The 12,914-nt window shown below is 61.8% G+C and carries 11 protein-coding genes and 1 riboswitch; of the genes, 2 read left to right on the top strand and 9 right to left on the bottom strand.

Annotated elements, in window-relative coordinates; genetic code table 11:
- Positions 1 to 98: 98 nt before the first annotated feature.
- Positions 99 to 743 carry a 3,4-dihydroxy-2-butanone-4-phosphate synthase gene (ribB, locus tag PVV54_RS23500; protein ID WP_274907521.1) on the bottom strand — a complete coding sequence of 215 codons (645 nt, stop codon included), beginning with the start codon at positions 741 to 743 and terminating at the stop codon, positions 99 to 101.
- A gap of 80 nt (positions 744 to 823) precedes the next feature.
- Positions 824 to 965: riboswitch (FMN riboswitch) on the bottom strand.
- Between the two features lie 93 nt (positions 966 to 1,058).
- Here ribB and PVV54_RS23495 point away from each other — a divergent pair.
- Positions 1,059 to 2,264, top strand: coding sequence for an RtcB family protein (locus PVV54_RS23495; protein ID WP_446731480.1), 1,206 nt, complete (start codon positions 1,059 to 1,061; stop codon positions 2,262 to 2,264).
- Between the two features lie 101 nt (positions 2,265 to 2,365).
- On the opposite strand, the gene PVV54_RS23490 is transcribed toward PVV54_RS23495, so the two are convergent.
- The 3 genes from PVV54_RS23490 to PVV54_RS23480 form a co-directional block, all read right to left on the bottom strand.
- Positions 2,366 to 3,256: an alpha/beta hydrolase gene (locus PVV54_RS23490; RefSeq protein WP_274907520.1), complete on the bottom strand. Its 891-nt coding sequence runs from the start codon at positions 3,254 to 3,256 to the stop codon at positions 2,366 to 2,368.
- 63 nt (positions 3,257 to 3,319) lie between these two features.
- Positions 3,320 to 4,666 carry a HAMP domain-containing sensor histidine kinase gene (locus PVV54_RS23485; RefSeq protein WP_274907519.1) on the bottom strand — a complete coding sequence of 449 codons (1,347 nt, stop codon included), beginning with the start codon at positions 4,664 to 4,666 and terminating at the stop codon, positions 3,320 to 3,322.
- The gene (locus PVV54_RS23480; RefSeq protein WP_274907518.1) at positions 4,666 to 5,358 is read right to left on the bottom strand and encodes a response regulator transcription factor; all 693 of its coding nucleotides are present in this window, start codon (positions 5,356 to 5,358) and stop codon (positions 4,666 to 4,668) included. Before PVV54_RS23480 ends, PVV54_RS23485 begins: the two co-directional genes overlap by 1 nt.
- A gap of 182 nt (positions 5,359 to 5,540) precedes the next feature.
- Here PVV54_RS23480 and PVV54_RS23475 point away from each other — a divergent pair, with 182 nt between their 5' ends.
- Entirely contained in the window at positions 5,541 to 7,718 is a 2,178-nt protein-coding gene (locus PVV54_RS23475) for a TonB-dependent siderophore receptor (protein WP_274907517.1), read from the top strand.
- Positions 7,719 to 7,763: 45 nt separating this feature from the next.
- Here PVV54_RS23475 and yfcF read toward each other — a convergent pair whose 3' ends face one another.
- From yfcF to ppa, 5 genes are all read right to left on the bottom strand, one after another.
- Positions 7,764 to 8,381, bottom strand: a complete 618-nt coding sequence (gene yfcF / locus PVV54_RS23470; RefSeq protein WP_274907516.1) for a glutathione transferase — start codon at positions 8,379 to 8,381, stop codon at positions 7,764 to 7,766.
- Between the two features lie 109 nt (positions 8,382 to 8,490).
- Positions 8,491 to 9,333 carry a copper resistance protein B gene (locus PVV54_RS23465; protein ID WP_274910490.1) on the bottom strand — a complete coding sequence of 281 codons (843 nt, stop codon included), beginning with the start codon at positions 9,331 to 9,333 and terminating at the stop codon, positions 8,491 to 8,493.
- 26 nt (positions 9,334 to 9,359) lie between these two features.
- On the bottom strand, positions 9,360 to 11,081 hold the full coding sequence (locus tag PVV54_RS23460; protein ID WP_274907515.1) for a copper resistance system multicopper oxidase: 1,722 nt from the start codon (positions 11,079 to 11,081) through the stop codon (positions 9,360 to 9,362).
- 398 nt (positions 11,082 to 11,479) lie between these two features.
- Entirely contained in the window at positions 11,480 to 12,187 is a 708-nt protein-coding gene (locus PVV54_RS23455) for a LexA family transcriptional regulator (RefSeq protein ID WP_274907514.1), read from the bottom strand.
- A 173-nt stretch (positions 12,188 to 12,360) separates the two neighbouring features.
- Positions 12,361 to 12,888, bottom strand: coding sequence for an inorganic diphosphatase (ppa, locus tag PVV54_RS23450; RefSeq protein WP_274907513.1), 528 nt, complete (start codon positions 12,886 to 12,888; stop codon positions 12,361 to 12,363).
- Positions 12,889 to 12,914: the final 26 nt, after the last annotated feature.

Raw genomic sequence — 12,914 nt, 5'->3', positions numbered from 1 at the left:
TATGGCAAGTTGCAACAATTGTAGGAGCGGCTTCAGCCGCGATGCGCCGCGCGGGCGGCGCTCGGTTTCAGCGCCCCCACACCCTGAAGGCAAGCGCCTCAAGCCATCTCCACCTCCACCATCGCCTCCCGGCAACGCGCCAGCTCTTCGATGGTCAGCACCGGCAGATTGTATTGCTTCGCATACACCGCCACCTGATCCCCGCGGGCCATGCTGCCATCCGGGTTCATCAGCTCGCATAGCACTGCCGCCGGGCGCAACCCGGCCAAACGAGCCAGGTCCACCGACCCTTCGGTGTGCCCACGGCGGGTCAGCACCCCGCCATCGCGCGCGCGCAATGGGAACACGTGGCCAGGGCTGACGATATGCCGCTGCTCGGCAGTGGAGCGCAGCGCCGCTTCGATGGTGGTGATGCGGTCCTGCGCTGAAACGCCAGTGCTCACGCCCTCTGCCGCTTCGATGGTGACGGTGAAACCGGTGCCGTGGCGGGCCTGATTGTTCGGCACCATCGGGGCCAACTGCAAGGCGTCGACAGTGGCTTCGTCCAGGCACAGGCACACGATGCCGCTGCAATCGCGAATCATCATGGCCATGGTCTGCAACTGCAGGTTTTCAGCGGCGGCGACGATGTCGGCCTCGTCCTCGCGGTCGTTATCGTCCAGCAGCAGCACGGGGCGGCCGGCCTTGAAGGCGGCGATGGCGGCGGACACATTGGGAAATTGCTGGTGGTGCAAAGGGGACATGAAACGCTCCTCGTGATTGATCGATGAACGTCTCGGGGCGAACAAAATGCGCGCGCAGGGGCGCCCGAATGGCCCCTGCCTGACGCCTTCTTTCATCCGGACTATGACCGTCGGCTCTGGAGTTGCACCAGATCTGCTGACCCCCGGCATGGCCGGGGCGCTCGCGGGCTCATCTTTCGATTTACCGCCGGTGGGGACTTTCACCCCGCCCTGAAGACCGGCCAAGCATACCGCACGGTGCCACCCCGCTGGCAAGCCACTGGCCTACGACCTTAGGCGGTATCATGCGGCCATGGCGTTTGTGGAATCGACATGATGGACATGCTTCAGGTAGCCGGCGGCAAGCCGATCAAGTTGTGGACCGATGGTGTACCGGTGGAGGACGACGCCCGCCGGCAGCTGCTCAATACGGCGCGGATGCCGTTCATCTTCAAGCATCTGGCGGTAATGCCGGATGTGCACCTTGGCAAGGGCTCGACCATTGGCAGCGTGATCCCCACCGTGGGTGCGATCATTCCGGCGGCGGTGGGCGTGGACATTGGCTGCGGCATGATTGCCGCGCTCACTTCGCTGCATGCCCGTGACCTGCCGGACAACCTGCACGGGTTGCGCAGTGCCATCGAGCAGGCCGTGCCCCATGGCAAGACCTTTGGGCGGCATGATCAAGGCGCGTGGGACAACGTGCCTGGCGTGGCGGATAAGTGTTGGCGCCAGCTGGCCGGGCGTTTCAAGGCCATTACCGACAAATACCCGCGCCTTGAGAAGACCAACAACCGCCATCACCTGGGCACGCTGGGTGGCGGCAATCACTTCATCGAGGTGTGCCTGGATGAAGCCGACCGCGTGTGGTTCATGCTGCACAGTGGTTCACGCGGCGTGGGCAATGCCATCGGCAACCTGTTCATCGAGTTGGCCCAGGCCGACATGCGCCAGCACCTGGCCAACCTGCCGGACAAAGACTTGGCGTACTTTGAGGAAGGCAGCCGGCATTTCGCTGACTACGTGGAAGCGGTGGAGTGGGCGCAGGACTTCGCCCGGCATAACCGTGAACTGATGATGCACGCGGTCATCGAAGCTACCCGAAAGGTGCTGGGCAGGCCGTTCGAGGCCAACCAGGAAGCGGTCAACTGCCACCACAACTACGTGCAGCGCGAGCAGCATTTTGGCCGTGAAGTGCTGGTGACGCGCAAAGGCGCGGTGTCGGCGCAAAAGGGGCAGTTGGGCATCATCCCTGGCTCCATGGGCGCCAAGAGTTTCATCGTGCGAGGGTTGGGCAATGAAGAATCGTTCTGCTCATGCAGCCATGGCGCAGGCCGGGTGATGAGCCGCACCAAGGCCAAAAGCCGCTTCACCGTGGAGGACCAGCGCCGCGCCACGGCGCATGTGGAGTGCCGCAAGGACAAGGACGTGATCGATGAGATACCCATGGCGTACAAGGACATCGATGCGGTGATGCGGGCGCAGCGGGAGTTGGTGGAAGTGGTGCATACGCTGCGGCAGGTGGTTTGTGTGAAGGGGTAAGCAGGCCCGGCCCTTTCGCGGGTAAACCCGCTCCCACAGGGTGGGGTGCAGGCCAATCCACCCTGTGGGAGCGGGTTTACCCGCGAAAGGGCCGGAACAGATTACCGCGACATTTCTTCAACCACTGCTTTCAATGAGGCTGGCAACATCGGCCCATGCCCCAACCCTTCAAACCGCTGGAACCGCACCTGCAACCCCGGCACCTTGGCCAGGTCCGCCGCCAACTCACGCGCAGGGCGTTCTACATCACCTTTGACCGGCGCACGCGGATTCGACGGCTCATCACCGCCACGCATCAGTAAGAGCCTGGGGCGGTTATCACCCATACGCCCCTGCAACCCCTGCGCTTCACGCACAATGGCTCCGTCATGCCACCACAGTGAAGGGCTGGCCGCTGCAAAGTCACTGAATTCGCCGGGCCGTGTGAACAAGGCATGCAGTACCGCCAAACCGCCATAGGAGTGCCCCCAAAGCGTCTGCTGCTTCAGGTCGATCGACGCCACTCCTGCAACCATCGGCCGCATGCGCTGGGTCAGCAGATCTAGAAACGCATCCACACCGCCGCTGGGTTGCCCGGTCAGCGGGTCGCGCTGGTCAGCCTGGCCAGGGAGTGCCGGTGTGTAGTCGTAGGTGCGCCCGGTGCGGTCGATTCGCTGATCGGTCTGATAGCCCACGGCAACCAGCAGGGGAGCCTGGCCGGCAGCCAGTGCTTTGAGCAGTTCGCTGTCCAGTACGCCCAACGCAGCATTGCCGTCGAGCATCCACAGCACCGGATACCCCGCAGCAGGTGCGGGGCGGTCTGGCTTGCCGACCCACAGGCGGTAATGGCGCTGGCCATCGGCCGAGTCCAGGTCTAGTTGGCTGAAGCGATAAGCCAGGCCCTGACGCTGCAGCAGCGAGGTGTCCATCTTCTGCTCACGCTCCGGCTGTGCCAGGGCAATAGGGGCGGTGAGGGCCAGTGCCAGGGCCAAGGGCAGGGTCAACTTGCTCATCACGCATCTCATAAGGGCAGGTGCGGCCAGATGATAATCAGTCCTGATTGAGCGTAAAGCGCCTTAACTTTCTAAACACTCGGCGCCCGCTGGCAGCACCATGTGCAGGCACAAGCCGGGGTGCCCGTTGCTGGCCCACAACCGCCCGCCCTGCAATTCGATGGCTCGGCGGGCGATGGCAAGGCCCAGGCCAAAGCCTGCGCCGCTGTCGGCCAGACGCTGGTAGGGCTTGAAGATGCGCTCAAGGTCAGCTGGCGGCACGCCAGGCCCCTGATCGCTCAGGCGCAGGTGCCAGCAATCACCTTCGCGCCAGCCATCGAGGCTGACCCGACCGTCGACCGGCGAATGCCGGATGGCATTGCGCATCAGGTTTTCCAAGGCCTGGGCCAGGCTGTCCAGGTGCACTTGCACCAGGCAGTCGGTGCCGAGTGAGCAGGGCAGGCGTGCGCGGTCCCAACCACTTTCGAAACAGATGTCCTGGCACAGCGCTTCCCACACCGACAACATCAGCACCGGCTCGGTGGGCAGTTGCGGCTGCTCGGTGTCCAGCCAGGCGAGGTCGAGGGTGTCTTCGAGCAGCTTTTGCATGTCGTTGACCTCGCGATCCAGGCGTTCGCGCAGTTGGGCGGGCGGCAAGTCGCTGTCGTGGGCGATGCGCAGGCGGGCCAGGGGCGTGCGCAGCTCGTGGGACAGTGTGCGCAGCAGCAAGCGTTGCTGCTCCAGGCTTTGGCGCAGGCGCCCGGCCATGTGTTCGAAGGCTTGCGCCAGTTCGCCCAGCTCGTCGCGCCGCTCCTGAAGCGGCAGGCCAGGGCTGTCCAGATCGTCGGCGCGCAAGGCGTCGGCGCGGTCGCGCAGGCGGTTCAGCGGCACGACCAATTGGCGATAGATTGCCAGGCCCAGCAGCAGCGCCAGTAGCGTGGGGGCAACGCCGTGGGTGATGATGTGGGTCCAGGGCGTGAGGCCGGTGGGCAGCAGGCGCTCGGGCAACTGCAGAACCAAACGGCCCTCTTCGGGGTGTTGCGGGAACTCAATGCTGACGTAGGGCAGTTCATCCTGCAGGCGCCGGCTCATCGGCCAGTCGAGTTTGCGCATGAAGGTCAGGTGGCTGGCTTCTTCGGCGTTCAGTGGCGTGGTGCCCAGGCTTTGCAGGTGTGGCCCGAGCAGCACCGCCCAGGTGTTTTCGGCCTGTTCCAGTTTGCGGCGAAACGCTTCGGCGCCGGCCTGGCCACCGTCGTGCCAGGCCTGCTCCGCTTGTTGCGCATAGCGCGCAAGGTAGTCCTGATCGGCCTGGGACAGGAAATAGGTGCTGCGTTCCACCGACAGGCCCCAGGTCCAGATCAGCCAGGTCAGCAGCAGGCAGAAGCTGACCTGCAGCGCTGCCAGTTTCCACAGCAAGGGGTGGCGGCGCATCAGGGCTGTTCCGTGTCGACCAGGATATAACCTTGACCGCGCACAGCCTGGATTTGCAGATGCTGGGCACCGATGTCGGCCAGCTTGCGGCGCAAGTTGCACACGTGCACATCCAGGCCGCGGTCCAGCCGGGTGTAGGCCCGGTGCAGCACGGTCTGGTACAGGAACGGTTTGCTCAAGGCCTCCCCCGGGTGGGCGCGCAGCGTGGCCAGCAAGCGGAACTCGGAGGCCGTCAACCCGGCGTTTTTGCCCTGGTGCACAACGTCTTGCTGGTCATGGTCCAGCGTGACCGTGTGGGCTTGAGGCTGAATGGCGGCCCCGCGATCGAACGCCACGCGCCGCAGCAGTGCATCCACCCGCGCGTTCAGCTCTGCCAGGCTGAATGGCTTGGGCAGGTAATCGTCCGCGCCACGGGTAAACCCGCTGATGCGATCCTGCTCGGCGCCCAGTGCCGACATCAGCATGACGGGCACCGCTTGCTGGCGACGCAGCTCGTCCAGCAGGCTGAGGCCGTCGATGCCGGGGAGCATGATGTCGAGCAAAACCAGATCGAAGCGTGTTTGCTGGATCGCACTCAGGGCCTGGGTGCCGCTGGCGCAGGCCTGTACCACGAAACCCCGGTTGAGGAAGTGGCGTTCCAGGTCCTGACGCAAACGCGGGTCGTCTTCGGCGAGGAGAAGTGAGGTGGGCACGGGAAGCCTTGAATGAGAACTTGTATCAGTTGGCGATCATCCCATTGCCAGATGGGGAGGGCAATCGCCTTGATGTGTTAAGAAGGTTAATCCTGCTGCAACCCCGATTTTCGTCCGGTATCGTTCGCAAAAAGCAAAATATGTCGTTTGCGATTCAATATCATTTAGGCGAAAGGTGTGTCATGAGCGGTTTCAAAGGTGTGGGGAGCACGCGTCGGGTTCGGGGCTGGTTGGTGCTGGGGCTGCTGGCGCCATTTTCGTTATCGGCACTGGCCGAAACGGTCGCGACCCAGGCCGCAGCAGAGGACAATTCGCTCGATCTACCGGCCCTGACCATCGAAGGTAACCGCCTGTACGACATGCTGCCATCGGAGCAAACCGGCGGATACAGCGTCGATGCCGCCACCGTGGGCACCAAGACCCCGGCCGCTCTGAAGGACATCCCCCAGTCGATCACTGTCTACACCCAGGACTACGTCAAGGACCGCCAGTTCGTGCACCTGGATGACTTGGCCAAGTACACCGCAGGCCTGCGTACCCTGACCAACGACAGTGGCCGTTCGTCGATCTACGCCCGTGGCTACGAGTACAGCGAATTCAACATCGACGGCCTGCCAGCTCCGATGGCCAGTATTTTCGGCACCGTGCCTTCGCTGGCGGCGTTCGACCGCGTCGAAATCATGCGCGGCCCGGCCGGCCTGTTCAGCAGCACCAGCGAGCTGGGTGGCATCGTCAACATGGTGCGCAAGCGCCCGACCGCCGAGTTCCAGGGCCATGTCGAAGCGGCCTACGGCACCTGGGACACCAACCACGAAGAAATCGACCTGAGCGGCCCGCTGGATGACGCTGGCCGTGTACGCGGGCGTTTTGTTGCCTCGCGTGACGACACCAATGGCGAAGTGGACTACAACGCCAACACCAGCAACACCTACTACGGTGCGCTGGACATTGACCTGGACGACGCCACCACGTTGTCTTTCGGCCTGATGCACGAGGTGAAGAACATCACCCCGCACAACGGTTACCCGGCGTCGCTCTCGGGTGAAGTGCCAGACTTCAGCCATTCCCGCTTCCTGGGCGCCGACTGGAACTACTTCGACGGCAAGACCACCGACCTGGTCGCTGAGCTGACCCACCGCTTCGACAACGGCGGCTATGGCCGCGTTGCCGCCCGTGGCTCGCACCGCGACACCAATTACCTGTATGCCTTCACCGCAACCAACGCCACCACCGGTGCCAATTCGGAGCGCGCCAGCGCCCGCGACTTCACCCAGGACACCTACTCCCTGGACGCCAGCTACAGCCAGCCGTTTGAAACCTTCGGCCAGGTCAGCGAGTTCGTGGTGGGCACCGACTACAAGAACTACGACACCGAGTACCTCAACGGCACCACCAACCTCGGCTCGATCAACGTGAACACGTACTCGCCGACGCAGTTCAACAAGCCGTCGCCGAACTACAGCACCGAAACGGGCATGCAAGAGGAAGAGTACGGCCTGTACTCCAAAGTCACGTTCCGCCCCATCGAGCGCCTGGCGCTGATCGCGGGTGGCCGCTTCAGCTGGTATCGCGGTGATTTCTACACCACCACTCTCAGCAGCGGTGCGACCACCAACGATGATAAACGCGTGGATGGGCGCTTCACCCCGTACGGCGGCATCGTCTACGACCTGACCGACAACCACGCGCTGTACGCCAGCTACTCGCAGGTGTTCAAGCCGCAGTCCGATACCGACAGCAATGGCCGGGTGCTCAAGCCGCGTGAGGGTGAGCAGTATGAGTTCGGCCTGAAGAGCAGCTACTTCGGTGGCGACCTCAATACCCGCCTTTCGGTGTTCCGCCTGACCGACGAAAACCGCGCCACCACCGCGTATGACGAAGACGGTGTGGACACCGGCTTCTCCGTTGCCTCCGGTAAAACCCGGGTCAAAGGCGCCGAAGTGGAAGTCAGCGGCAAGTTGACGCCGAACTGGGAACTGCTGGCCGGCTACACCTGGATGCAGACCGACACTGTAAAAGGTGATGACGAAACCACCTTCTTCATCATGCCGCGTAACCAGGCCTCGCTGTGGAGCAAGTACACCATCAGCCAGGGCCCGCTCAATGGCCTGGCCATCGGTGGTGGCATTTCGGCAATGAGCAACTTCTACTCCGAGAACGGCGGCGTGCGCATCGATGCGCCGGGCTACGCGACGGTAGATGCGATGCTGTCTTACCCGGTTACCTCGAAGCTGACCGCCACGTTGAACGTCAACAACCTGTTCGACCGGGACTACCTGTCGCGGGTGGGGTCGACCTCGACGTTCAACTTCTACGGGCCTTCGCGCAGCATGATGGTTGGTGCGCGGTACGACTTCTAAAGCGTGCCCCGAGGCATGGCCGAATGGCCATGCCTTGCGTTGCCCTCAGATGGCCGGGCGTTGCAAGTTGAGCCATTCCTGCACTGCCGGGCGTTGCCACTGGCGCCGGGCGTAAGCCTCCAATGGGGCCGGAAGGCTGTCGCCATTAAGGATCAGCCGGTTCAGCATCAGCGCAAGGTCGACATCGGCGATAGACCACTGGCCAAACAGGTAATCCTGATTATCGGCCAGCAACTGTTGCGCAGCTTCGACCAACTTGTGCTTTGCAGCCTCGCCCGCCGCTGACAAAGGGCCGTATTTCTGGCCATAGAACACCACCAGCGTTGAACGCTCCTGGCGAATGGGCAGCAAGTCGCTGCGCAGCCACGCCTGAACCTGCCGTGCTTTGGCGCGTTTTTGCGAGGCCTGAGGGTAAACCGGCACCTGCGGGAACACATCCTCCAGATATTCAGTAATCGCCGATGATTCCGACAGGGCAAAGTTGCCATGCACCAGCGTGGGCACGCGTTGGGTGAGCGAAAGGCGGGCGTAGTCCGTTGCCTGGTTTTCCAGCGTATCCAGGTTCAGCGGTTGCATCTCGAAATCGATTCCCTTTTCGCGCAGCGCGACGAAGCACGACAGGGCGTAGGGGCTGGTGAACTGGGCATCAACGTATAAACGCATGGTTCATCTCCGTATGCAGGAGACTGCACGCTACGCATTCCTGTGGCGAAATTGAAATTCGAGTTTTTCATGGGCGTATTCCTGGCAAGAATGCGCCTGGCCGCGATGTTTAAAACCACATCCGCAGGCCCGCCACGAAGCGCGCTTCATCCACATTCGCCCCTTCGTCGCGGGTGAAATCGGCGGTTTTGCCGTACACCCGGTTCCAGGTGATGCCGATGTAAGGTGCAAACTGGCGAACAATTTCATACCGCAGACGCAGCCCGACCTCAGTGTTTGCAAGGCCCGAACCCACGCCGCGCTCAGGGTCGTTCTTGCCGTAAAAATTGGCTTCGGCGGTTGGCTGCAGGATCAGCCGATTGGTCAGGAGAATGTCGTAGTCGCCTTCAAGGCGAACGGCAGTTTGGCCATTATCGCCAAGGAATGCAGTGGCTTGGGCTTCGAAGTCATACAGCGCCATCCCCTGAATGCCGAATGCTGCCCAAGTCTGAGGGGATTGCGGCTTGAAGTCCTGCCGCACCCCGGCAACCACATCCCACCAAGGGCTGACGGCGCGCCCATACAGCAGTTGCAGTTCGGCCTCTTCGGTAACCCCATTGGTGCGCTCACCCTCGGAGCGGACCCATAGCCGGTTGATATCGCCGCCTATCCACCCGGAAGCATCCCAGGCCAGCGTGCTGCCGTCGTTGGCATCCTGGTATTCGAGTTGGTCCAGCAGTAAGAAGTTGTTGATTGCGCTGTCGTGTATCTCATGCCCGTCCAGCGGCGGGAATGCTGCTTGCCGGTCTGCGTCGGTCAGTGCTGGAATTGGCGTGTGGCTTTTGGCTGGTGGGGCTTCAACTGAGCCATGGTTCATCATTGAGTGGTCCATCGCGCCATGATCCATCGCCTGGGCGCTCCACGACAAAGGGGCGTAAACGGCAAACAGGCTGACCAAGGCGCTTTTTTGCATGGCTTTGCTCATTGTCGTGTTCCTGTTCATTCGTCCACCCGCACTTCACGGAACATGCCCGTTTCCATGTGAAACAGCAGGTGGCAGTGATAAGCCCACCGGCCCAGCGCATCTGCAGTCACGCGATAGCTTCGTTTTGAGCCCGGGGGCATGTCGATGGTGTGCTTGCGAACCATGAAGTTGCCGTGCTCATCCTCCAGGTCGCTCCACATGCCATGCAGGTGGATGGGGTGAGTCATCATGGTGTCGTTGACCAAGGTGATGCGAAGGCGCTCGCCGTACTTCAGGCGCAGTGGCTCGGCATCGGAAAACTTGATGCCGTCGAAGGACCAGGCGAACTTTTCCATGTGGCCTGTCAGGTGTAACTCGATCGTGCGGCCAGGCGCTCTGCCGTCCGGATCGATGAAGGTGCTGTGCAGGTCCGCATATGTCAGCACGCGGCGGCCGTTGTTGCGCAGCCCGATGCCCGGGTCGCGCAGCTTTGGCGTCGGGGTCATCGTCTGCATGTCGACCAAGGGGTTGCCGGACTCTGACTCAGGGTGGCCCTGTGTGGTACTGCCCATGCCAGCCATGTTGCTGTGGTCCATGCCAGCCATTTGGCTATGGTCCATGCCGGCCATGCTGCCGTGGTCCATGCCCATGTCACTCATGGCAATGAGCGGGCGCGGGTCAGTGGCCGGAACCGGCGCCTCCACGCCTTCGCGGATAGCCAACGTGCCCCTGGCGTAACCGGTACGATCCATGGATTGAGCGAACAGGGTGTAAGCCTGTGCATCTTCGGGTTCAACAATCACATCGTAGGTTTCGGCAACGGCAATACGGAACTCGTCAACTGAAACCGGTTTGACGTGCAGCCCATCCGCCGCAACCACCGTCATTTTCAGGCCGGGAATGCGCACATCGAAATAGGTCATGGCGGAGCCATTGATAAAGCGCAGGCGGATTTTCTCGCCAGGCTTGAACACACCGGTCCAGTTGCCGTCTGGTGCCTGGCCGTTCATGAGGTAGGTGTAAGTGTGTCCGCTCACGTCCGCGAGGTCGGTGGGGCTCATCTTCATCTCGGCCCACATTTTGCGATCAGCCATGGCGGCAGCCCAGCCCATTTGGCTTACGTCGTTGACGAAGTCGCCTACCGTCCGCTTGTGGAAGTTGTAGTAGTCGGATTGCTTCTTGAGCGTGGTCAGAACCTGGGCTGGATCCTCATCAGTCCAGTCGCTGAGCAAGACCACGTAGTCCCGGTCGTAGATGAACGGTTCGGGCTCTTTCGCATCAATGACCAGCGCGCCATAAACCCCGGCCTGCTCCTGAAGGCCTGAGTGGCTGTGATACCAATAGGTGCCGTTTTGGTTGACCTTGAACCGGTACTCGTACATGCCGTTCGGAGCAATGCCGTGGAAGCTCAGGCCCGGCACACCGTCCATGTTCGCGGGCAGGATGATGCCGTGCCAGTGAATCGAGGTGTCCTGTTGCAAATGGTTGTGCACGCGAAGGGTGACGGTATCGCCTTCTCGCCAGCGAAGCGTCGGGCCTGGCAGCGAGCCGTTGATCGCCATCGCGGTGCGCGCAGCGCCGGTGATGTTGACCGGCAACTCGCCGATGTGAAGCTCGAAGTCGGTACCCGCCAACACGTTTGGCTGGCCGGTGCTGGCCAGCCCCCAAACCGGCGCGCGCCACATGCCCAAACCGCCGAGCAGTCCGGTAGCGGCCAGGCCTTTGACGAAGGAGCGTCTTGTGGTTTTGCCTTGCATGCCGTTGCGTCCAGTCAGGTAAGTAACTGATGGCCGGGCTGGAGAAGTTGCTGCGCAGGCCGGCGTCATGTTCGGGGCAAACTTAGCGACTGGCGGCTGTCGGCAAACTGAGTTGGAGGTTACTTTTTCGTAAACTTCGGATTGCGGGAGGGGGCACTTTCTGAGGGCATTAAAAAGCCGGCTTGTGGCCGGCTTCTCGGGGACGCTTCCGGCTAATTTATGGTAAGCCGCAACCGCCTTAACTGTGTGGCCATCAAGGGCCTGAAAGAAATGGCAAACGGTCGTGTGGAGCGTCGCCAGGCCCTCTGGAACGCGGCTTGCGCCGGCCGGGGCTGAATGTGCCGCGTAGCATACAAGGGCTGGCGCGGGATGCCCAGCAAAAATTGGCACAGGTTGTGTCAGCGAGGGCGGCGGTGGCGAAAATGCGACCAATGGAATACCCAGCCAAGTACCACCAGCTTTTGTGCCCTGCGTTGCGCCGCCGTGTAGCGTTCCACGCTATAACTGCGCCCATCATGGCTGTGCAGGCAAAGCGTGCCGCTGTGGCCCAGGCTGAGCCTGTTCACCCTGAACTCACCATTGTGCAGCAAGGCATAGGTTTCGCCGTCGATCACTTTGGTCTGGCTCAGGTCAATCGCCAGCAAGGCATCGCGCGGGATCAGCGGCGCCATGTTGTCGGCCGGCATGCTCAGGCAAATGGCCTTGCGGGTGGTGACACCCAATGCCCGCAAGGCTTTGTTAGGCAGGCGAAGTGATTGGCCAGTCAGCGCAACCAGCAGGCCATCGCGTATTTCGTGGTAAGGCACCTTAACCAGTTGCACGCCTTGGCTGGCCAAGGATGTCGGTACGTTTTCCTGGGGCTCTTGAGATGTGATCGTCCGCAGGATCGCGCTGGGGTACTTGGGGCCTTCGCCACAGCGTAACCAGCGCCGGTGCACGCAAAAGAGGTCGGCCAGCTCATCGATCCGAGCCAGCGGGACGCCACGCCTGAACCAGTTGTTCACGTGTTGCGGCGTGATTCGGCGCTGGGCGGCGAAATCGGAGGGGGTCAGGCCGCACTCGCGCAGAAGGGCCCTGAGTCGGTCACCGGATGAGTTCTTCTTCATGGAACGGAGTGTAACGGCGCCGATCTTGCGGGGAAATAAACCGTGCGATCAATTAATTTGTAGGAAATTTGCCGATTTGTAGGATAGCGGCGTAGGAACGCGTAGGAATTTTTACCGGCCAATGTACGACCATAAAAAAACCCGCCGAAGCGGGTTTTTTATCAAGCCGGTAATCAGCCTTTGTAGGCTGCAACCGATTTGGTGATCGCGGCACGGGCGGCGTCGGCGCCTTCCCAGCCTTCGATCTTGACCCACTTGCCTTTTTCGAGGTCTTTGTAGTTCTCGAAGAAGTGCTCGATCTGCTGGATCAGCAGGGCTGGCAGGTCGGTGTATTCCTTCACGTCAACATACAGCTGGGACAGCTTGTCGTGCGGAACAGCAACAACCTTGGCGTCGCCGCCGCCGTCGTCGGTCATGTTCAGTACGCCAACCGGGCGGGCACGGATGACCGAGCCTGGAGCAACCGGGTACGGGGTAACAACCAGCACGTCCAGCGGATCGCCGTCGTCAGCCAGGGTGTTCGGGATAAAGCCGTAGTTGGCTGGGTAGAACATCGGGGTGGCCATGAAGCGATCGACGAACAGGGTGTCGCTGTCCTTGTCGATTTCGTATTTGATCGGCGCGTGGTTGGCCGGGATCTCGATGGCGACGTAGATGTCGTTCGGCAGGTCTTTGCCTGCCGGAATCTTGCTGTAGCTCATTGGGCAGTGCCCCCGTGTTTGATCAA

This window comes from Pseudomonas sp. PSKL.D1 (genome assembly GCF_028898945.1).
Taxonomy (GTDB): domain Bacteria; phylum Pseudomonadota; class Gammaproteobacteria; order Pseudomonadales; family Pseudomonadaceae; genus Aquipseudomonas.
Note: the sequence above shows the minus strand (reverse complement) of the source record. Positions and strands in the feature narration are given on the sequence as shown.